This is a genomic window from Halopseudomonas sp. (genome assembly GCF_038130085.1).
Lineage (GTDB): Bacteria > Pseudomonadota > Gammaproteobacteria > Pseudomonadales > Pseudomonadaceae > Halopseudomonas.
This window is the reverse complement of the sequence record NZ_JAYPMU010000007.1, coordinates 111,971-132,708: the sequence shown is the minus strand read 5'-3', so window position 1 is coordinate 132,708 and position 20,738 is coordinate 111,971. Positions and strand designations below refer to the sequence as shown.

The following is a 20,738-nucleotide window of genomic DNA, read 5'->3' as shown; positions in this document are numbered from 1 at the left end:
GCCAAAGGCTGTACCAGCGCTGAGACAGCTTGTCCTGAATAGAGCACCCCTCTATGCTTGTGCACTCGAAAAATAGTGCCTGCATAGAGGAGCCTGTTCATGCAAGAGGTCGTGATTGTTGCCGCCACCCGTACCGCCATCGGCAGTTTCGGGGGCCAGTTTGCCAAGGTGCCCGCCCACGAGCTGGGAGCCACCGTCATCCGCCGCTTGCTGGACGAGACTGAGATCGACCCCGCTTCCGTCGACGAAGTCATCTTCGGTCAGGTTCTGACCGCCGGTTGTGGCCAGAATCCCGCCCGCCAGGCCGCGATCCACGCTGGTCTGCCGCACAGTGTTCCCGCACTCACCCTGAACAAGGTTTGTGGCTCCGGCCTCAAGGCGCTGCATCTGGCCGCGCAGGCCATCCGCTGTGGCGACGCCGAGATCATGATCGCCGGCGGTCAGGAATCGATGAGCCTGTCGCCGCACATCATCCCGACCTCGCGCACCGGTCAACGCATGGGCCACGGCCAGATGGTCGACACCATGATCCAAGATGGTCTGTGGGACGCTTTCAACAACTACCACATGGGCATCACTGCCGAGAACCTGGTCGACAAGTACGGCATCACCCGTGAGGAGCAGGATGCTTTTGCCGCCGCCTCCCAGCAGAAAGCGGTGGCTGCCCGTGAGGCAGGCGTGTTTGATCAGGAAATCACCCCGGTGAGCATTCCCCAGCGCAAGGGCGATGCCCTGCTGATCACCCAGGACGAACAACCCCGCGCCGGCACCACCGCCGAGAGTCTCGGTGGCCTCAAGCCTGCGTTCAAAAAAGACGGCAGCGTGACCGCCGGCAACGCCTCCAGCCTCAACGATGGTGCGGCTGCCGTGCTGATGATGAGCGCCAGCAAAGCGGCCGAACTGGGCTTGCCGGTGCTGGCTCGCGTTGCCGCGTACGCCAACGCTGGCGTTGATCCGGCAATCATGGGCATTGCCCCGGTTTCGGCCACCCAGCGCTGCCTGGCCAAGGCGGGCTGGCAGGTAGCCGATCTTGACCTGATCGAAGCCAACGAAGCCTTCGCGGCTCAAGCCCTGGCCGTCGGCAAGGAACTGAAATGGGACGCGGCCAAGGTCAACGTCAACGGCGGTGCCATCGCCCTGGGCCACCCGATCGGCGCCTCCGGCTGCCGCGTGCTAGTAACCCTGCTGCACGAAATGCTGCGCCGTGACGCCAAGAAAGGCTTGGCCACGCTGTGCATCGGCGGCGGCCAGGGTGTCGCGTTGGCACTGGTGCGCGACTGAGTAATCCCGCCTGCGGCGCCAATCATGGCGCCGCACTGTTCCTCCCGTCCGGCTTATCTACACTGAACTGATCCGGGTCGACCCGGTCATAGCCTGCGCAGCCTTCCCACAGCGGGAATCGGCCCGGGCCTGCACCGCGCACCCGCCTGATTTGACGTTCAACTACATGAGCCCAGCATGGACAGCCAGACCAACCCATCTGCCGCCACACCCGTCGATGCCTTTCTCATCGATGGCCTGCGCACACCTCAGATCAACGCAGCACACCTGAACAGCAGTGGCTTTGCCCTGCTTGATCTGGCCGTGCAATGCAGCGCACCGCTGCTGCTGCGCTGCGGAGTGACACCCCACTTGCTGGACAGCCTGATCCTGGCTACCGACGGGGCTACGCATGTCCAGCCACTGCGCAAACGCCTGCAACTGGACACCGAGACCGAGCTGTACCAGTGCAGCCACGGTCTGTCTGCCGTTGCTCTGGCCAGCCAGCAGATTCGCAGCGGCGACGCCGATCTGGTACTGGTCGTCAGCGGCGATCTGAACGCCACTGTGCCGGGTGATTTGCTGACGTCAGCACAGCGCATGGCCCGGATGTTTGACGTGCAGGACGAAGACGCCAGCGCCTTTGCCGAGGCCAGTCGGCTGCGCGCCGACGACGCCGAGCAGGGCGGGCTGAATAACGGGCGCCGCGCGACCCTGTTCGACACCCATGGCCGCGCTTCGGCCGCAGACCAACCGGATGCAGTCGCCGGAGCCTGTGCGCTGCTGCTCGCCTCAGCCACCGGCCTGCAGCGCCTGAAACGCGCACCGCTGGCGCTACTGGCCGCGGGCAGCAATGCCCAGGCACCAGCCGAGTACCCGACGCTCGCGCCACTGCTGGCCGCCACGCGGCTGTTGCGGGAGCAGCAACTGTCGCTGGCCGATATCGACCTCTGGGAGCTGCCGGAGTCGCCGCCTCTCGCGTTATTGAGCAATCTCGCGGCCTGGCAGGACGCCGACTTCTGCGCAAATCAGCTGGAACTCGAGCAGCCCGTCGGTCGCCTCGATCCCTGCAGTTTGAACGTGCACGGCGGCAGCATCGCCCTTGGCGCACTGAGCGCAACCGATGGGTGCCGACAGCTGCTGCAGCTGGCCGACAGCCTGCAGCGCAGCCTGCTCCCGCGCGGCATCATCTGCGAGCAGCATGCGGACGGCCACGCATTGGCGTTGCTGATCACCCGCCCCAAGGAGACCAGCGAATGACTCAAGTAACTAACCCGCTAGCGCTACGCGAACGCGAACTCGGGCCGTTCAGTCACCTGGAGCTGCAGCAAGCCGCATCGTCACCCTGGCAACACTGGCGCCTGCGCCGGGACGATAACGATATCGCCTGGCTGCTGTTCGACCATGCGGGTAGCAGCACCAACCTGCTGTCGGTCGCGGCGATGACCGAGCTGGGCGATGCGCTTGCCAGCCTGCGCCGCGACATGCCTAAAGCCCTGGTACTGCGCTCAGCCAAGCCCGCCGGCTTCTGCATGGGCGCTGACCTGAAAGACTTCAGCCAGCTGGGCAATGAAGCCGATGCCGTGCGCCAGTTGGTCGACGCCCACCTGCTGGCCCAGCAACTGATTGATCTGCCTTGCCCCACACTGGCAGTGCTGCACGGCGAGACCCTGGGCGGCGGCCTGGAGCTTGCCCTGTGCTGTGACATGCGCCTCGCCACGCCGGACACCCGCACCGGTCTGCCGGAAATTCTCGTGGGCCTGCATCCGGGGCTGGGAGCCACTGCGCGTCTGCCCGACCTGATCGACCCGCTGCTGGCAATGCGCATGATGCTGACCGGCAAGGCGCTGAAGGCCGAAGAGGCCCACAAGGCCGGCCTTGTTGACCAGGTTGCTCCAGAGCACCAACTCAGGCCGCTGATCGACGCGGCTCTGAACGGACGGCTTACCCTGCACCGGCGCAACCTGAAGGCACGCCCCTTCCGCCTGGACTGGGTACGGCGACTGGCCGCGGTGGCCATGCGCCGCCAAGCCAGTGCCAAAGCCGACCCTCGCCACTATCCCGCTGCCGAGGCCCTGATCGATCTCTGGCAGCGCCACGGCGGTAAGCCCGATCTGCTGCTGCACCGCGAGATCTACTCCTTCGCCCGGCTGATCAACACCCCCACCAGCCGTCATCTGATTCAGCTGTTCTTCCAGCGCCAGCGGCTCAAGGCGTTAGGCACCAGTAAGGAAAACCGGCGTCGGAGCCATCTGCACCTGCTGGGCGCTGGCGACGACGGTACTGTGCTCGCGGCACTCGCAGCGCTGTCGGGCCTGCGCGTCAGCGTGGGTGGAACGACAGCCGACATGGCCGCCTGCATCAAGCAGATTCGCCTGCATGCCCGCAGCGATGCGCAGCAGCAGCGGGCGCTGGATGGGCTGATCTACGATCCCGAGCATCACGGTGCCGCCCTGGCCGACGCGCTGATAGATGCCCAGCAGGGGGAGCTGGAGCCGCGGCGGGAGCAACTGCAGAAGCTGGAGTCTCGACTGCGGCCACAGGCCCTGGTGCTCAGCTTCGCAGATCCTGTCGAGCCACTGCGTGCCGCGCTCAACGATGCCGGTCGCCTGCTCAGTCTGCGCTTCGCCGCACCAGAGTACGGCGCACTGGTCGAGGTTGCGGCGCACAGCACCAGCCGGAATATCAGCCAGCAACACGCGCGCCAGCTGATTGGGCAGCTCGGCTGCCTGCCCCTGCCGGTTAGCAGCCAACCGGGTCTGTTACTGCGCAGGGTCCTCGCGCCCTGGCTGCTGGAAGCCATGCTGCTGGTGGAGGAAGGCGTCAACGTCGACGCAATTGAGCAAGCCGCAATCACCTTTGGTTGCAGCCGCGGCCCGTTGGCCATCGCCGAGCACTGGGGGCTGAGCAACTGTCTTGCCCTGTTTGAACGCCTGCACAACGAGCGCGACACACCCTTGGCAGAACCGCCAGCGATCCTGCGCAATGCGGTCGAACAAGGCCGCAGCGCGCTGGTTTCAGCCAAACGGTCTCGTTGGAAAGGCAATAAGAAAATGACCAAGCTGAGCGCAGAGCACGACGACCGGCTCCTCCTCAGCCTGCTCAATAGTGCGGTACGCGCCTGCCGTCAGGGTATTGTCAGCGACGCAGACATGCTGGATGCGGCTCTGGTGCTGGCGGGGTACTTCCCGCCGTTCCGCGGCGGCCCGCTGTGCCATGCGCGCGAAACTGGACATGCCGAGATCATAGAGCGCCTGCACACCCTGAGCAGGGATGTCGGGCCCCGCTTCGCACCGGACCCGGGCTGGCAACCGGCAGAGGCCGTATCGGCCGCCAGCTGATCCTAAAAGCCGGGCAGCGGCTGGGTCTGCTGCTCGGCCTTGGCGAGTTTCTGCTCCATCTCGGCACGCATTTTCTCCGCCAGCGGTGCTGCCAGCAGGCGGCGCAGAAATGTCGGATTCAGCCCTTTGCTATGACAGTAGCGAAACACCTCGTTGATGCTCGGATACGCGCTGTCACCGGGCGTCACCGCCACCGACTGCCCGACGCTAAGAGCCCCCGCATTAAGCACCCGCGCGTAGGCGCCGCAGCGCTCCGCCTTGACAAAGGTCTTGGCGAAACGGGCGTCACCGACCCTCGCCGCCAGCGTCGAACAGGGAATCCGCGGTGCGGTGATTTCCAGCAGCACCTCGCCGATGCGTACCCGGTCGCCAATCCGCAGCTCCGGCCACCAATGCGAGAGGGTCAGGTTCTCGCCAAAAAATCCGGGGTCGATCGGGCGCTGCAGTTGTTCGCGCCACCAATCCATGTCGGCCTGGCTGTACAGATACAGCGCCTGATCCGGCCCACCGTGGTGTTTCATGTCCGCAATAAAATCACCGGCAATCCCGCCTGCGCCAATCTGCACTGCGCCGCTACGCGCGAGCTTGAAATGCCCGGTGCGCGTCAGACGCTCGCCGATGCGCAGCGTCTGCGGTTCGGCAGCATTGATGGACAGCAGGGTAACGGCGGGGTCAGTCATGGCGGGTACTCATCTGGAAGACCGGGCGCCCAGTCGACCGGATTTGGTCCGGCGCTGTCAACCTCGGCGGTTGCGGCTAACCAGATAACGCCGAGCTAAAAACAGGAAATGCGCACTGCCGATCAGCGGCAGCACAACCAGCATCAGGTTCGCGGCCGGGGATAGCGTCCATTGGGTATAGAAGGTCAGCAGGCTGGCCACGCCAAGTAGCAACATAACCACGATGGCCCGCGGTGAAGCCACCTCTCGCGTCGGCACCACGACCTTGGACACCAGCTGTATCAGCGCCCACAGGCCGCACAGCCCGCCAACAAGCAGCACCGTCAGCAGCCAGGCGAAGGGTTTATCTGCGTCGTTCGCAAAAGCCATCGGCAGCATCAGCACCCCCAACCCGATCAGCACGATCAGACTGCCGAAACACACCACGGCCTCGAGCAGATAGCCTCTGCCACTGGAGCGCAGCAACCGACGAACAGCCCCTTCTCTCATGCGCCAAAAACTCCCACCAGCGCGAGTAGCGTCATCGCCATCAGCGCCAACGCCCCCACAGTAAAGGCACGCCGGCGAGCCGGCACATAGTTGCTGCCGATGTGGATCCAGGCATGCACCAGTCGGCTGGCAACGAACAACCAGGCCAGCAACTGTGCCAGCGCGCCGGCGGTGTCCAGACTCCAAAGCACCATTACCAGTGCATAGAACAGCACCGGCAGCTCGAACTGATTGCGAATGCAGTTATTGATCTGCTGCACCGGCTCGGGCCAGGCATCGTCGTGCAATGCCCGGCGCGCCTCGTCGACCTGGCCAGCAGCCTGGGCACGGCTCTTGGCGCGGGTCAGGGCGATGTACAACCAGAAGGTCAGCGCGATCTGCACCAACACGGGGAGGAAAATCAGTTTTTCGGACATGGGAGCGCTCTGCTTGTTGTTCTGATCAGCGTTGCGGAGCACGGTAACGCTGTCGCGCCTGCCTGTCGACCCGTTCGACCGAGGCCTGGTCGCAAGCCCCCAGCGTCAGTACGTTCTGCCGCCCGGCCGCCAGGGTCTGATGGTTGGGGCCGCTGATCTGTTCCGGATCGCGCTCGCCATCGTCCTCCCAGAAACACACGGCGCAGATCTCATAGCCTCCTTCACTGCCTAGACTGTAATACCCGCAGCAGGGGCAGGCATACATCGGCTCGGGGTCTCCGTCGATATGCTCGACAACCAGACCACGTTCCGTCAGCGCCTGTTGCAAAAAGGCATTGGTAACACCGTACAGGTCCTCAATCAGGCTGGTTTGCACCAGCGGGTCCAGCAGACTGTCATCGGGGTCCGCCGGCTCAACCCCGCGACACACCAAGGTGCGCAGGGCATCGGGTAGCGCAGCTACCTGCGGATCGGCCTCCGAGAACCCGCAGAAAAACCAGAAGGCGATAATTTCAGCGCGCTCGGACGCCTCCATCTCCGCCATCATCAATCTGGCCAGCTGCGCTTTAGCCTCATCCCGCCGCATCCGCTGTCTCCGTGCGAATCTGCTTTTCCATCTCACAGCGTAGCAGCCGCGCAGCACCGCGCTGCACCCATTGCTCCGCCGTTACACGATAGCCATGGCGCAGAAAGAACGGTCGAGCGACCAGACTCGCCTCGGTCCTGAATCTCGTCGCACCCGCAGCCCGCATACGCCTCTCAGCCTGCTCCAGCAATTGCGATGCAACCCCGTCGCGTGCCGCTTCCGGCGCGCAGTAGAGCAGATCGATGTGGCCATCCAGACTGAAACCGACAAAGCCCAGCAATCCGCCCGCCTCTTCTAGCAACCACAACTGCAGGCTGTCCAGCCGTTGCCGCCAGGCTGGCAAGTCCGGCTCCAGCGGCGCCCACGCCAAGCGCTGAGCAGTGTCGTAGTCGCTGGCCGCCAGCGCATGCACAGAGCGGGTAAACAGGCTGACACAGCGTTCGTAGTCCGCTTGCTGCGCCAAGCGCAGCAAGCGACTCATGCCTGCCCTCGATAGATCAGTTCGCCGCCGTGACGCGCCTCCAGCCCCTGCCGCTTGGCCCGCGGCAAGCCACGTACTACCAGAGCGTAAGAATGATCGATCATTCGCTGCAGCTCGCCCGGCGGCACGCTGCCATCGTTGCGCACGGTATTCCAGTGCCGCTTGTTCATGTGATAACCGGGGCTGACGGCGGCAAAAAGATCACGCAGGCCGATGGCCTGCTCGGGGTTGCATTTGAGGTTGATGCATTCGCATCCCGCGCTCTGAAATACCAGCGCAAACAGCTTGTCCTGCACCTTGAAGACCTGAGCATCCGGACCAAACGGATAGTCTTCGACCGCTTCGGGTTTGCTCCGCAGGTAACGTTGCAGATCCATCTGCCCCTCTCAGTTAGTCAGTTTCGGAATGTGCAGGGTAAAGCAGGTGCCCTGGGGTGAGGAAACAAAGTCGATCCGTCCGCCCATCTGCTCCATCAAGCCGCGGCTGATCGCCAGCCCCAGCCCGGTGCCTCCCGCTTTACGTCGGCTGGAACCGTCTGCCTGAGTAAAACGCTCGAACACCCTACTCTGAAACTCCGGCGGAATGCCCTCGCCCTGATCAGTGACGCTGACGCACCAACTGTTTTCTGAACTATCCGAATACACCGTAATAGTCACCGCTGAGCCGATCGGCGAGAACTTCACTGCGTTGGACAGCAGGTTGTCCAACACTTGCTTGAAGCGTGTCACGTCCACCCTGACCCAGGCCTCGGGATAGGGGTTGTCATAGATCCAGCTGATCTCGCGGCGACCCGCGTAGCCCTGATTCTCTTCCAGAGCAGCCTGTAACAACCCGTCAAGCCGGGTCGGCTGCATGTCGAGTTGCAGCTGTCCGGCCACCAGCTTGTCGATATCGAGCAGCTCATTGATCAGCCGCAGCAGATGCTCGGCGTTACGTCGCGCTACCGCGACCATGCCCCGAACTTCAGTCGACAATGTGCCCAAAACGCCACCATCGAGGAGCCCCAGGGTACCGAGGATACTGGTCAGCGGAGTACGCAGCTCGTGGTTGATGGTCGAGATGAAATCGCTCTTGAGCCGCTCGTTCTCCGCCCACATGGCCTCACGTTCGAGCTGTTGGCGAATGGCATTGCTGCGCACGTAGCCAATCAGCAGCAGAATCAGCGCCAGTACCGCGTAGAGCAGCCAGCGCAACTTGCTCGCCCCTTCCACCGGCTGCCGATTCTGCACCACCAGCCGCCAGGTAACCCCAGGCAATTGAATGCGCATCTGCTGTTGCGCCTGGTCCGCCACCAGTGCCTCACCCCAGATCGGCTCGGGGTCGCCATCGGGTTGCTCGCGCTGAAGCTGAATACGCAGATCGCGCCAGCGCGGCTCGGTATCGAGCGGTCCAAGCAGCCTTTCCGAATCCATCACCGTGCTGACCAGCCCCCAATAGCGACCGTCCATGATCACTGGCGCCCGATAAATCAGACCGTTACCGCCCTGCACCAACTGCAGTGGGCCTGCCAGTACGGGTTCGCCGCTGTCCATGATCCGCTTTACCGCCGGCCACTGCTGTGGAGAAGATGCGTAGACAAAGCCGAGAGCGGCCTCGTTGCCCTCCAGCGGGTAGATCAGCGCTATGCGGTTGTCAGGCGCGATGGCGATGTTGCGGATATAGGCGGCGTCGGCGAGCATGCTGGCCAGCCACTCACGGATCTCCGCCGGCTCCTGCATACCCTGCTGGCTTTTGAGGAAAGACACCAGACCGCGGCTCAAATAGATGCCATCACGCAGACGCGTCTCCAGCGCGCTGCGAACGTCCGAGACACGGATGACCAGATCGTGCTCAACCTGCTCCTGCTCCAACAGCCGCAACTGCCACGACACGGCTTCAACCACCACCACGCCTAGCCCCGCCAACAGCAACAACCCGGCCGCCAGGCGGCGAAAAGCCGGGTGCCAGCGCCGCACAGGAGCCATGCTCATGGTCTCTCCTCCGACCGAAGCAAACTTGGAGGGCAACGCACTACGGCTAGCAAAGGACGTTCAGCACGCGACATCTAACGGTTCTCGGCGGCATCGGCATGCATCTACTGTAAACCGAAAAAACCTGCTGCGCTCAGCCTAAACGCAGACTGCGACGAAAACGCGCGGGGGTGGTTCCGGTCCAGCGCCGAAACGCGCGATTGAAAGCGCTCTGTTCTGAAAAACCCAGCAACAGCGCGACCTCGCCCAGTTGCAGCGCGGCGTCGGCCAGATACTGCTCGGCCAACTGCTCCCGGGTGCGGTCAAGCAATCCTCGCCAGCTAAGATCACGTTGCTGCAGACGGCGTTGCAACGTGCGCACAGACAGGTGCAGATCCTGCGCAACCAGCCGCAACGCCACTTCCCCTTCCGGCAGCCGGCGCACCAGCGCTTGCTGCAACGCACGATCAAACGCATCGGCCTCGGGCAGCGCCAGCAGCAACGCCCGCGCCTGCTGATCAAGTTGCTCGCGCACAACCGGATCGCTGTGCGGTAGCCGACGGGCGAGCCACTCAATCGGCAGCGCGACCTCGGTGGTGCTGGCAGCAAACCGAACCGAACAGCCGAAAAACGCATCGTAGGCAGCGCGCACCCTCTGGTCTGGTGTAGCAAAGACGAAACTCACATCGGCGACCGCTGATACCTCCGGCAGCAGCCGGCGCAGAAAGCTGACCAGCGCCGCGATGGAGACGGTATCCGCCAGCTCTCCAGTACTGGCTTCCGCACTCCAACACATGACAACCAGCTCACCTTGGGTACGCACCCGCACCAACTGCTGGCCGTAGACCAATTGTTCGTAACGCTGATAGCACTGCATCGCATCACCGAGCGTGCGACTGGCCAGACTCAAATAGCCCAGCACCCCTGCGTGGCGAGGGCGTACTTGGGCGCCGATCTCCAGCGCCGGCATCGGCATATCAGGCGCCAGCAAACTCGCCCGCGCCAGCAACGCCTGCCAGAGCGCCAACGGTACCGCCTCGTCATTGCGGCGGCTGTCGAGCAGCAACCGCAACTCAGGCGCCGGCAGCTGCCTAATATCCAGCCAGTCGGTTAGCAGCTGAACCCAGGCCCCGGTGACCCGCATTGGTGTAGCCATACCTTCTCCAGATTGGCGCATTAGGTCAAAAATTCGGCATTTGCGGTCAATATACAAGACAAGGGAGAGCGCATCATGCGCTCATAACAATCAGGAGCGGATGATGGAAAGCCTGAAAAACGCCTTCACCCAGGTACTCACAGACAGCGGTCTGCTGAACCTGTTGAACAGTTTGCCGGCCTGGCTGGCACTGGATGCGCGGCAGCTGATCTTTGTGCTGGCCACGCCAGTCTTCATCGGCGTATTCGTGTGGGAATACCTCAAAATCCGCCATAACGACAAACTGGTGAACACCGCTGAGTCTGTACGCAACTTTATGCTGGGCGCGGGCTACCAGACCACCGAGCTGCTGTTAGCCGGGCTGATCGCCTTCCCGGTCCACGCACTGGCCTACCAGCACCGGCTGCTCGATATTCCGCTGACCGTCACCACTGGCTTGGTGCTCTGGGTACTGATCGATCTGTGCTTCTACTGGATGCACCGCAGCTCACATCGGGTTCGCTGGTTCTGGGCTGCGCACGTGACCCATCACTCCAGCGAGCGGATGAACTTTTCCACCGCGATGCGCCAGAACGCAACCAACATATTTAACGGCGGCTGGCTGTTCTACGTACCGCTGTCGCTGCTCGGTTTCAATCCGGTGTGGGTGGGCGTCTGCTACGCGTTGTCACTGGTCTATCAGTTTTTCATCCACACCACGCTGGTCGGCAAGCTGCACCCGGCCATCGAGTATGTCTTCAATACACCCAACCATCATCGCGTACACCACGCCCGCAACCCGGGCTATCTGGACACCAACTACGGCGGCGTATTCATCGTCTTTGACCGTCTGTTCGGCACCTTCGCCAGCGAGCAGGCCGGTCAGCCGATCGAATACGGCATCACCCGGCAGATTCACAGCAAGAGCCTCTTGGTGAACTGGCTGCACGAATATGTCGATATAGCCCGCGATATGCTCAAGCCAGGCCCCCTGGGTCAACGCCTGCAGCATCTGTGGCGACCGCCGGAATGGGAGCGCCCGCCCCGCAAGGAATGACCGAAGACGCGGTATACTCCGCGGCCATGAAACTCGACCGCTTTATCAGCAACAACACCCCGCACAGTCGGCAGGCCGCGCGCTTGCTGATTGCCAGCGGCAGGGTAACGGTTGCGGGCGAGCGGGTCTGTGATCCGCGCTTTGATGTCGACCAGTTCGTTGCCATCCGCCTGGATGAGCAACTGCTGCAATACCGCCCGGCGCTGTTCTTCATGCTGCATAAGCCGGTCGGCTATCTGAGCGCCACCCGTGATCCGTTGCACCCAACGGTGCTGGAGCTGTTCCCCACTGAGCTGCGTGAAGAACTGCACATTGGTGGCCGGCTGGACCGCGGCTCAAGCGGCCTGCTGATTCTGACCAACGACGGCAGCTGGTCGCGACGTTTGACCGAACCCAGAATCAAGCTGCCCAAGACCTACCATGTGACCACCCACCGCCCGATCAGCAGCGACACCGCCGAGCGCTTTGCCGCAGGCATCTACATGACCACCGAGCAGCTCACCACCTCTCCGGCGCAGCTGCAGCAGCTTGGTGAATGCGAATGCCGGCTGACCATCTACGAGGGGCGCTACCACCAGATCAAACGGATGTTTCATGCGGTCGGCAATCAGGTGGATACCCTGCACCGCGAGAGCATGGGCGCGATTCACCTCGACCCTGCACTGCAGCCTGGGCAATACCGCGCACTGACCGCCGCCGAGATTGCCTCGGTCGATCAGCCGGCAGCTGGCTCCAGATCTTCGTAGCAGTCCGGCAGAAAGCGCGGAGTGCACAACGCCAGAAACACCAGCGGCTGCGCGCCGACGCAGCGGATGCGCTGCGGACAACCCGGCGGAATAATCACCACATCGCCCACAGCAACCCGCCGAGGCGGCTCATCGGCCAGCTCGACCAGCCCCTCGCCCGCCTCAATCAGATAGCGCTCGGCCACCCCTTGCAGGCGATGCCAGCGGGTCTGGCCGCCCAGCGGCAGGCGTGCGCGAGCCACTGACAGCTGGGGGTCGTCCGCCGCATTGGACAGCTCATGGATGTAGCAGCCTTCGTCGAAGTAATACTCGGCGGCAGGGTCATAACAACGAATCAACGGCTGCATCAGCCCTCCAATGGATAACCCGCCAGCACCGAGTAACGCGAGCCGCCGGGGCCCGGGTCACTGGCGAACAGACAGAGTTCCGTCACCCGCCACGGCGCCGACAACAAGCCCCGTTGCTGCTGCAGAAAACCTTGCAGTGAACCACTTCCGGGGCCGCAACGCGCCAGGGTGACATGTGGAACGAAGCGCTGTGGATCGGCGGCGCACCACGGCACGATCAACTGGTCGATCTGCTCGCGCAGCGCCTGCAGCGGCGCTGGGACAACCACACCAGCCCAGAGAATGCTCGGACGCTGAGGTGAACCGAAGTAGCCGACGCCGCCCAACTGCAGCTCAAACACCGGAGCCCGGAGTGTCGCCAGCGCCTGCGACAACTCCGCCACCTGCGCCTCGCTCAGCTCACCAATAAAGCGCATGGTCAGATGCAACTGCGCCCGACTTTGCCAGCGCAAACCGGAAATCGGCGCGCTCAGGGCCAACAACTGCTGGCACTGCGGTTCGGGCAACTCAAGACCAATAAACAAACGCGGCATCTGCCCCTCCGGAAAACGAGAGCGCCACTTTAGCAAACGCCGAACAGCAGGATCAGCCCTCGGCGTGACGCGCCAACCGGTGCCGCAGCGACTTGCGCACCGATGGCCACTCACTGTCGAGAATGGAGAACACCACAGTGTCGCGGCGCGCGCCATCCGGATCCAGCCGGTGGCTGCGCAGCACGCCGTCCTGCTTGGCACCCAGCCGGGCAATCGCCGCACGTGACTGCTGATTATGCCAATGGGTACGAAACTCCACCGCGATGCAGCCCAGCGTCTCGAACGCATGCTGCAGCAACGCCAGCTTGCACTGCGTATTGAGCGCGGTGCGCTGGCAGCGCGACGCATACCAGGTGTAGCCAATCTCCAGCCGTCGATTGGCGGCATCGGCGTGACAGTAGCGCGTCGTACCGACTACCTGACCACTGGCGCGCTCGATAATCGCGAAAGGCAGGGCACGCCCGAGCTGCTGTTCTTGCAAAGCATCCGCGACATAACTCGCTACCGAGTGCGCATCCGGCACCTGCGTGTACCAAAGCTCCCACAGGCGACCGTCACTGGCAGCAGTGACCAGCGCAGGCGCATCCTCCACCTGCAGCGGACGCAGCAGCGCCAGCTCGGTTTCCAGAACCAGTGGTTGTAACCAGTCAGTCATCAACGTGCTCCCCGCTGGGCCAGCGTTTCAACGCAGTGATCGATAAACGCACGCACCGGCGGCAACATGCCACGAGGCGTGGTGAAGACCATATGAATCTGGCCCTCAAGGGCGTGCCATTGGGGCAGGATGTGCACCAGTCGCCCGGTTCGTATCTCGGGCTCACAGATGTGCTGCGGCAACAGCACGACGCCCTGCCCGGCCACCGCGGCCTCGCAGATCAACTGCAGATCACCGCAACTGAAGTGCGGCGAGTGGTGATGGTCACAGGTTTCGCCGGCGTCGTTGGCAAACTCCCAACGGTCGCGCTCGAGCATCTCCCCCACCGACAACGTGGGGAACCGCGCCAGATCATCCAGCTGCGTCGGGGCGCCGCCCATGCGCTGCAGCAACGCTGGACTGGCCGCCAGAATCCGCGCACCAACCCCAAGCGAGCGCATAGCCAGTGACTGGTCCGTATCGAAGCGGGTTGCCACCCGGAAGGCGACGTCGATACGCTCGTTGATCAAATCAACGCGCTGGCTCGATAGCCGCACCTGCAGGCGCACTTCCGGATAGCGATTCATGAAGTCGACCAGCGTGTCGCGCCCCAGGTATTCGAGCATCCCCGACGACATGCTGACCCGTACGGTGCCTGAGACTTCATCACGCGCGGTCATCGCCAACGCCTCGGTTGCTTCCAGCCGCTGCAGTATTACCTCGCACTCGCGATACAACTCTCGCCCGAGATCGGTCACCCGAAAACTGCGGGTAGAACGCTCGATCAGCCGCGCGCCGAAGTGCGCCTCCAACCGAGCAACCCGCTTGCTGAGCTTGGACTTGCGCTCACCGGTTGCTCGCTCAGCGGCAGCAAAGCCGCCAAAGCGCACGACTCGGGCGAAGCACAACAGGTCATTCATATCCTGCATAAGATCCGCCAATCGTTTCAAAATGAGAAACACTGTGTAACCAAAGCGCGAGCTACTGCGACACTTTGTCGCTCCCATATAGTGAATACACCGGCCTGGTTACTGGCTTACCCACCAGAACCTTGAACCAAGGGATCGCAGTATCGGAAACAGTTTCCAAATATTTCCGAAGTATACGCGGCAACCAGAGCCGAAATAACCACTAGGAGACGTCATCATGAAAAATCTTTCCGCACTGATCGTCGCTTCATTCCTCGCCTCCAGCCCGGCAGTACAAGCCGACGAAAACCGCGAGCGCCTGAACAGTTCAACCGACCGAACCGCGAGTCAGAGCACAGCAGACTACTTCCAGGCACTGATCGAAGCTCAGGCGCAGGCCAATCTGAGCAGCAAGGATCGCAATCAAGTCTGACGCCGATCCGCCCTAGCCTGCCACCTGACAGGCTATGTAGGTCAACGGGCCAACCCGGCCTGGTCAAGCCGCCAGCACAGGGTATCGACCCGATCCTGGCCAAAGAAGGGCTCATCCGCAAATACAAAGGTCGGCACTCCCCAGTGCCCCGCGCGTTCCAGCGCCTGCTGGTTAGCCTCGATTTCGGCAAGCTGATCACCCGTGGCAATGGCTGCATCCAGCTCGGCAAGATCGAGCCCGGCCCGCGCCACCGCGTCAGCCAGCAATGAGCCTTGGTCCCAGCCTGACGTGCCACCCCAGATCAAGCGCGCGACCTGCGCAGCGAACTCACAGCCGCGGCCGCGCCGCTGCGCCTCAACGCCCAGCGCGCTGAGTCGATAGATGTAGGGTTGTTCATCAGCTACCCGCAGGGTCTGACGGTCTTGAACAATAGGATCGGGTGACGGCCAGCCGTGAGGCAAGCAGAGGAACTCGGCGCGCCGCGCCCAGTCCAGAACAATATAGCGAGCCCGCTTGGCACTCTGCTCACCGAAAAGGATGTCTGGGCTACGCAGGGCAATGGGCAGCACAACCCGCAGATTGACCTTGACTCGATAGCCGCGCTGCAACGCGAGCATGTCCGGCGTGGCCAGGTAGGAATAAGGGCTTCTGAACGACCAGTAAACATCAATCGCTTCCATCTTCGACTCCCGTTTATTGTTGTTGTGCGGGCCGTCCAGCTCAGGAGAGCAGACGCAAGAACAGCATCAACACGACTGTAACAGGGATCAGAACCGCCGCCATCAATGCCTGGGAATGCCGAGTGTGCCAAAGCATCTTCCAGACGAACCAAGGCGGGCAGGAGGTTGCCTCCTTAAGGCGGGGAAAAACCAGTTGCTCCAACTGCTTGCGATCAAACACCGAGTGCCGCGGATTGCCGAGGAAAACCACAAGGTTTTCGCCAACCAAGTGGGTACGCGTGTAGCGCACATCCGCAAACCGCACCTCGCACTGACGCCCCTGCCCAACGAGCACCAGGCACTCATCGGTCAGGCCCAGACGCTGCCTTGCAGTGGCCTGCAAATCCCACAGGGTCATCCAGACAAACAGGCCTGCATACACAGTCAATCCGGCCATCTGCAACTGGGACCATAACGTGCCGCCCAGCAAAGCCACCTGCAGCAGCACATAGCCAAGTGCAGCAACCACTAATAGCAACAGCGGCTTGATCCAACGCAAGCGGCCCTGCAACCGATTCGGCAACCAGTACACGGCGTCGCCAGGCAACGGGGCCGCCTCCGCTGCCACCAACGCAGGCAGTTCGCGCCCGGCCCAACCTCGGAACTGCGCCACCGTCTCCTTGCGCTCCAGCAACCAGGCGGCAGCAAACCCCGCAACCAGACTCAGCCCGATCACCAATAGGCCAAGCCGACCAACCCACAGGTAACTTTCACGCGCGTGCGCAGCCCCCTGCTGCAGCGCAGACAACGTCTTGCGCTGAATTGTCGCCTGCTGTTCACCCTGACGATCCAGCCTCAGCAGCTGTTCGCTGGCGGCATCAACGACCCATAACTGCTCACGCCAAAGCTCAAACGCCAGTGGGTCTTGTAACAGTGCTGCGGCAACGGTCGCATCAGCACCCCGGCCGGTGGCAAAGTGCACCAGACTGCCGTCGCGCATCCGATCATCGGCCATGTTGACCAGCCAGCCATCCCCATCCGCGGCAAACTGATGCGGCCAACGCCGGCCGTCTTGTGGTGCCAAGACCACCTCTTCGCGAAGCACGCCGAATGCAGCAGGCGTTGTGTCCAGCAGCGCCAGCCTTCGATTGTTGGTATCAGCAACCCACAGCCCGTCGCTGGTCAAGCGCACCTGATTGGGGAAGCGCAACAGCCCTTCGGGCGTGCGCGCCGGGGCCGCAGTTTCATCGGTAAGCCGATAGACATGGAAACCAGGTGTGTCGGCAAGGTACAGGGTGTCATCGGCGGCAACCGCCAAACGAAACGCGCTGTCCATGGCTGGCAGCGCACGCCCGAACGGCTCACAGCTGAGCTGCGGTAACCTGCAGCGATTAAACCCCTCAAACGCCTCTGGAGCCCTGGGCGACGGCTTCTGTAGACGCAGGTAACGGGTTATCCAATAAGCCAGCCCAGCAGGCTCCGGTCGGTTGTAGACCAGCAGATCGCCGTTGCTGAAGAACGCATGATCACCAGCCGGAGCAAGACCAGCGCTGGCCAAATCCACCTGCTGCCGCTCCCGTCCGGCCCCATCCAGCCACACCAGATGACTGCCAAACCGCACTGACAGCAGCTCTCCCTGCACACGGATAAAGCCGTAGCCCGGCACCTGCAAGCGCTGGTGATTTGCCCACAGGTAGACCAGCAACCCGAGGGCAGTGGAGAGCACAACCGTGATCGCGACCCGCCGTGACGTCCTGTTCATCAAACCATTCCGTTGTCTGTATTCGCTCGCAGCATCCTCCAACCGGCCCACAAAGGCAAACCAGCCACTTTGCCCGCCCCACATCGCTCCGCTAGAGTGAATGAGACTGACAACCGTGCGGAGAACAATAAACGTGAAAGGATTTATCGCCCTGCTGACCCTGCTGGTCAGTGCCACCTGTCTGGCTGATGACAGCAACGCGCTGCCGTCCTGGCAGGACTCCGCCGCGCGACAGCAGATCACGGCCTTCGTCAGCGATGTGACCAACCCGGAGTCGGCCAATTACGTCGCCCTGGGCGAGCGCATTGCGGTATTTGATAACGACGGCACCCTTTGGGCAGAACAACCGATCTACAGCCAGCTGTTCTTTGTCGCTGACCGCATTCGCGCTCAGGCCCCAGAGCACCCGGAATGGCAAACCGAGGAGCCCTTTGCCTCCATGCTCAAAGGCGATATCGCCGGCGCATTTGGCTCCAGCCATGACGCCGCTCTCAAACTGGTCAGGGCCAGTCAGGCCGGTCTGGATACCGACGCCTTCGACCAGGTGGTACGCGACTGGATACAGTCCGCACGCCATCCTGCCACCGGCAAGCCTTACAACAAGATGGTCTACCAGCCGATGCTGGAGCTGCTTAGCTACCTGCAGGACAACGACTTCAAGAGCTTTATCGTTTCCGGTGGCGGTATCGACTTCATGCGCCCATGGACCGAATCGGTGTACGGCATTCCGCCGGAACGCGTAGTCGGTAGCCGCGTTGCCAAGCGCTTCGAGCTGATTGACGGCGTTGCCCACGTCGTGCACGAAGGCACTCTGGAGTTCAACGACGACAAGGAAGGCAAGCCGATTGGTATCAGCCAGCATATCGGTCGGCGCCCAATTGCCGCCTTCGGCAACTCCGATGGTGACTTGCAGATGCTGCAGTGGACCAGCGCCGGCAGCGGCCCGCGCCTGGGCGTCATCATCCACCACACCGACGCTGATCGCGAGTGGGCCTACGACCGTGAGTCAGACGTTGGAACGCTGAACGAGGCGCTGGATCAGGCGCCGCAGCGCGGCTGGGTCGTGGTCGATATGAAGCAGGACTGGAAGCAGGTGTTTCCGGATTGAGCAGCCCTGAAAGACCGCTATAAAAAAACCCGGCCTGAGCCGGGTTTTTCTTACGCCAAACAACGCAGGTCTATCAGACCCCGCTGGTCTCGGCGGCTTCAACGTCTTTCATGGACAGCTTGATACGGCCGCGGTTGTCCACGTCCAGCACCAGAACCTTCACTTCCTGACCTTCCTGCAGAACGTCGGTTACCTTCTCGACGCGCTGATTGGAGATCTGAGAGATGTGAACCAGACCGTCCTTGCCCGGCAGGATGTTAACGAACGCGCCGAAATCAACGATGCGCTCAACCTTACCGGTGTAGATCTTGCCGATCTCGGCCTCTGCAGTGATGGCGTCAACACGAGCCTTGGCAGCGTTGGCGGCGTCCTTGCTGGCAGCGAAGATCTTGACCATGCCGTCGTCGGTGATGTCGATGGAGGCGCCAGTCTCGTCGCAGATGCCACGAATGGTAGCGCCGCCCTTGCCGATCACGTCGCGGATCTTCTCGGGGTCAATCTTCATGCTCAGCATGGTCGGTGCGTTGGAAGAGATTTCCTTGCGCGACTCAGGCAGCACTTCGTTCATCTGCTTGAGAATGTGCAGGCGGGCTTCGTGAGCCTGCTGCAGGGCAATTTCCATGATCTCTTCGGTGATACCGTTGATCTTGATGTCCATCTGCAGCGCAGTAACACCCTTCTCGGTACCGGCAACTTTGAAGTCCATGTCGCCCAGGTGGTCTTCGTCACCCAGGATGTCGGTCAGGATAGCGAACTTTTCACCTTCCTTGACCAGACCCATGGCGATACCAGCAACCGGCGCCTTCAGCGGCACGCCAGCGTCCATCAGTGCCAGAGAGGCACCGCAAACGGAAGCCATGGAGCTGGAACCGTTGGACTCAGTGATCTCGGAAACCACACGGATGGAATACGGGAACTGATCCATGTCAGGCATGACAGCCTGAACACCACGACGGGCCAGACGACCGTGGCCGATTTCGCGACGGCCAGTACCGCCCATGCGACCGCACTCACCTACGGAGTAGGGAGGGAAGTTGTAGTGGAACATGAAGGGCTCTTTACGCTCACCTTCCAGCATGTCCAGTAGCTGGGAGTCACGCGCAGTACCCAGGGTGGTGACAACCAGCGCCTGCGTTTCGCCACGGGTGAACAGGGCGGAACCGTGGGTACGATCCAGAACGCCAACCTCGATGTTCAGCGGGCGGACAGTCTTGGTGTCACGGCCGTCGATACGCGGGTTGCCGTTGACGATGCTCTCGCGAACGGTGCGGTATTCGATCTCGCCGAACACGTCTTTGACTTCACCGGCAGCGAACTTGCCTTCTTCTTCGCCAGACAGCGCAGCAACGGCTTGATCGCGCAGCTCGCCCAGACGGGTGTAGCGTTCTTGCTTGTTGACGATGGTGTAGGCGTCAGCGATACCAGCACCGAACTCACCCTTGATGGCGTTGATCAGTGCGGTGTTTTCAGCAGGAGCCTGCCAGTCCCAAGCCGGCTTGCCAGCTTCAGCAGCAAATTCCTTGATGGCAGCGATCGCGCCCTGGAATTCCATGTGAGCAAACAGTACCGCGCCCAGCATCTGGTCTTCGGTCAGTTCTTGTGCTTCGGATTCAACCATCAGTACCGCTTCTTCGGTACCGGCAACGACCATGTCCAGACGCGAAGTGGCCAGCTCTTCGTAGGTCGGGTTCAGCACGTAACCGCGCTGATCGTCGAAAGCAACGCGGGCAGCACCGATCGGACCGCTGAACGGTACACCGGAGATGGCCAGAGCAGCGGAGGTACCGATCATCGCAGCGATGTCCGGATCGGTAGTCTTGTCAGTAGAAACGACGGTGCAGACAACCTGCACTTCGTTCATGAAACCTTCTGCGAACAGCGGACGAATCGGACGGTCGATCAGTCGGGAAGTCAGGGTTTCTTTCTCGGAAGGACGGCCTTCACGCTTGAAGAAACCACCGGGGATACGGCCAGCGGCGTAAGTCTTTTCGATGTAATGAACAGACAGAGGGAAGAAATCGCGGCCAGCTTCGGGCTGCTTGGCGGCCACAACGGTGACCAGAACGCTGACAGCGTTATCGATACTGACCAGAACGGCACCGGAAGCCTGGCGAGCAACGCGGCCTGTTTCCATGGTGACTGTGCTATTGCCTAACTTGAATTGCTTGATTACCGGTTTCACGGTGTCTTCTCTCTCTTCTTTTTTGCCTTTGG

At 62.1% G+C, this 20,738-nt stretch carries 22 protein-coding genes; 7 read left to right on the top strand and 15 right to left on the bottom strand.

Annotated elements, in window-relative coordinates:
• Nucleotides 1-99 precede the first annotated feature (99 nt).
• The 3 genes from AAFM31_RS07650 to AAFM31_RS07640 all read left to right on the top strand — a co-directional run bounded on the left by AAFM31_RS07650 (nucleotide 100) and on the right by AAFM31_RS07640 (nucleotide 4,601).
• Entirely contained in the window at nucleotides 100-1,281 is a 1,182-nt protein-coding gene (locus tag AAFM31_RS07650) for an acetyl-CoA C-acetyltransferase (RefSeq protein ID WP_341707323.1), read from the top strand.
• 177 nt (nucleotides 1,282-1,458) lie between these two features.
• Nucleotides 1,459-2,520, top strand: a complete 1,062-nt coding sequence (locus AAFM31_RS07645) for a hypothetical protein (protein ID WP_341707322.1) — start codon at nucleotides 1,459-1,461, stop codon at nucleotides 2,518-2,520.
• Nucleotides 2,517-4,601, top strand: coding sequence for an enoyl-CoA hydratase-related protein (locus AAFM31_RS07640; protein ID WP_341707321.1), 2,085 nt, complete (start codon nucleotides 2,517-2,519; stop codon nucleotides 4,599-4,601). Before AAFM31_RS07645 ends, AAFM31_RS07640 begins: the two co-directional genes overlap by 4 nt.
• Nucleotides 4,602-4,603: 2 nt before the next feature.
• On the opposite strand, the gene AAFM31_RS07635 is transcribed toward AAFM31_RS07640, so the two are convergent.
• From AAFM31_RS07635 to AAFM31_RS07600, 8 genes are all read right to left on the bottom strand, one after another.
• Complete coding sequence (locus AAFM31_RS07635) at nucleotides 4,604-5,281, bottom strand: MOSC domain-containing protein (protein ID WP_341707320.1); 678 nt, start codon at nucleotides 5,279-5,281, stop codon at nucleotides 4,604-4,606.
• Between the two features lie 57 nt (nucleotides 5,282-5,338).
• Nucleotides 5,339-5,770: a hypothetical protein gene (locus tag AAFM31_RS07630; protein ID WP_341707319.1), complete on the bottom strand. Its 432-nt coding sequence runs from the start codon at nucleotides 5,768-5,770 to the stop codon at nucleotides 5,339-5,341.
• On the bottom strand, nucleotides 5,767-6,186 hold the full coding sequence (locus AAFM31_RS07625) for an MAPEG family protein (protein WP_341707318.1): 420 nt from the start codon (nucleotides 6,184-6,186) through the stop codon (nucleotides 5,767-5,769). Before AAFM31_RS07625 ends, AAFM31_RS07630 begins: the two co-directional genes overlap by 4 nt.
• Before the next feature lie 25 nt (nucleotides 6,187-6,211).
• Complete coding sequence (locus tag AAFM31_RS07620; RefSeq protein ID WP_341707317.1) at nucleotides 6,212-6,772, bottom strand: CPCC family cysteine-rich protein; 561 nt, start codon at nucleotides 6,770-6,772, stop codon at nucleotides 6,212-6,214.
• A complete protein-coding gene (locus AAFM31_RS07615) occupies nucleotides 6,759-7,253 on the bottom strand; it encodes a GNAT family N-acetyltransferase (RefSeq protein WP_341707316.1) in 495 nt (164 codons plus the stop codon). Before AAFM31_RS07615 ends, AAFM31_RS07620 begins: the two co-directional genes overlap by 14 nt.
• Nucleotides 7,250-7,630, bottom strand: a complete 381-nt coding sequence (locus tag AAFM31_RS07610) for an MmcQ/YjbR family DNA-binding protein (protein ID WP_341707315.1) — start codon at nucleotides 7,628-7,630, stop codon at nucleotides 7,250-7,252. The genes AAFM31_RS07615 and AAFM31_RS07610 overlap by 4 nt, the downstream gene beginning before the upstream one ends.
• Before the next feature lie 9 nt (nucleotides 7,631-7,639).
• Nucleotides 7,640-9,223, bottom strand: coding sequence for an ATP-binding protein (locus AAFM31_RS07605; protein WP_341707314.1), 1,584 nt, complete (start codon nucleotides 9,221-9,223; stop codon nucleotides 7,640-7,642).
• A 133-nt stretch (nucleotides 9,224-9,356) separates the two neighbouring features.
• Nucleotides 9,357-10,358, bottom strand: a complete 1,002-nt coding sequence (locus AAFM31_RS07600) for an AraC family transcriptional regulator ligand-binding domain-containing protein (protein WP_341707313.1) — start codon at nucleotides 10,356-10,358, stop codon at nucleotides 9,357-9,359.
• A 103-nt stretch (nucleotides 10,359-10,461) separates the two neighbouring features.
• On the opposite strand from AAFM31_RS07600, the gene AAFM31_RS07595 reads away from it, so the two are divergent.
• Nucleotides 10,462-11,394 carry a sterol desaturase family protein gene (locus tag AAFM31_RS07595; RefSeq protein WP_341707312.1) on the top strand — a complete coding sequence of 311 codons (933 nt, stop codon included), beginning with the start codon at nucleotides 10,462-10,464 and terminating at the stop codon, nucleotides 11,392-11,394.
• A 26-nt stretch (nucleotides 11,395-11,420) separates the two neighbouring features.
• Nucleotides 11,421-12,140 (top strand): pseudouridine synthase, encoded by a 720-nt coding sequence (locus AAFM31_RS07590; RefSeq protein WP_341707356.1) that lies wholly within the window; start codon nucleotides 11,421-11,423, stop codon nucleotides 12,138-12,140.
• Here AAFM31_RS07590 and AAFM31_RS07585 read toward each other — a convergent pair.
• Genes AAFM31_RS07585 through AAFM31_RS07570 form a run of 4 tightly spaced genes read right to left on the bottom strand, consistent with a single transcriptional unit; the run spans nucleotide 12,110 to nucleotide 14,574 of the window.
• Entirely contained in the window at nucleotides 12,110-12,487 is a 378-nt protein-coding gene (locus tag AAFM31_RS07585) for a cupin domain-containing protein (protein ID WP_341707311.1), read from the bottom strand. The genes AAFM31_RS07590 and AAFM31_RS07585 overlap by 31 nt on opposite strands.
• Nucleotides 12,487-13,020, bottom strand: coding sequence for an RNA 2',3'-cyclic phosphodiesterase (gene thpR / locus AAFM31_RS07580; protein WP_341707310.1), 534 nt, complete (start codon nucleotides 13,018-13,020; stop codon nucleotides 12,487-12,489). Before thpR ends, AAFM31_RS07585 begins: the two co-directional genes overlap by 1 nt.
• A gap of 52 nt (nucleotides 13,021-13,072) precedes the next feature.
• Nucleotides 13,073-13,675, bottom strand: a complete 603-nt coding sequence (locus AAFM31_RS07575) for a GNAT family protein (RefSeq protein ID WP_341707309.1) — start codon at nucleotides 13,673-13,675, stop codon at nucleotides 13,073-13,075.
• The gene (locus tag AAFM31_RS07570) at nucleotides 13,675-14,574 is read right to left on the bottom strand and encodes a LysR family transcriptional regulator (protein ID WP_341707308.1); all 900 of its coding nucleotides are present in this window, start codon (nucleotides 14,572-14,574) and stop codon (nucleotides 13,675-13,677) included. Before AAFM31_RS07570 ends, AAFM31_RS07575 begins: the two co-directional genes overlap by 1 nt.
• A 226-nt stretch (nucleotides 14,575-14,800) precedes the next feature.
• On the opposite strand from AAFM31_RS07570, the gene AAFM31_RS07565 reads away from it, so the two are divergent.
• Nucleotides 14,801-14,995: a hypothetical protein gene (locus AAFM31_RS07565; protein WP_341707307.1), complete on the top strand. Its 195-nt coding sequence runs from the start codon at nucleotides 14,801-14,803 to the stop codon at nucleotides 14,993-14,995.
• Between the two features lie 41 nt (nucleotides 14,996-15,036).
• Here AAFM31_RS07565 and AAFM31_RS07560 read toward each other — a convergent pair whose 3' ends face one another.
• Together AAFM31_RS07560 and AAFM31_RS07555 are read right to left on the bottom strand one after the other, a co-directional pair.
• Complete coding sequence (locus tag AAFM31_RS07560) at nucleotides 15,037-15,675, bottom strand: DsbA family protein (RefSeq protein ID WP_341707306.1); 639 nt, start codon at nucleotides 15,673-15,675, stop codon at nucleotides 15,037-15,039.
• 40 nt (nucleotides 15,676-15,715) lie between these two features.
• A complete protein-coding gene (locus AAFM31_RS07555; protein WP_341707305.1) occupies nucleotides 15,716-17,416 on the bottom strand; it encodes a hypothetical protein in 1,701 nt (566 codons plus the stop codon).
• 100 nt (nucleotides 17,417-17,516) lie between these two features.
• On the opposite strand from AAFM31_RS07555, the gene AAFM31_RS07550 reads away from it, so the two are divergent.
• Nucleotides 17,517-18,524 carry an HAD family hydrolase gene (locus AAFM31_RS07550; RefSeq protein WP_371833022.1) on the top strand — a complete coding sequence of 336 codons (1,008 nt, stop codon included), beginning with the start codon at nucleotides 17,517-17,519 and terminating at the stop codon, nucleotides 18,522-18,524.
• Between the two features lie 73 nt (nucleotides 18,525-18,597).
• Here AAFM31_RS07550 and pnp read toward each other — a convergent pair whose 3' ends face one another.
• Nucleotides 18,598-20,706 (bottom strand): polyribonucleotide nucleotidyltransferase, encoded by a 2,109-nt coding sequence (pnp, locus tag AAFM31_RS07545; RefSeq protein ID WP_341707303.1) that lies wholly within the window; start codon nucleotides 20,704-20,706, stop codon nucleotides 18,598-18,600.
• Between the last annotated feature and the right edge of the window lie 32 nt (nucleotides 20,707-20,738).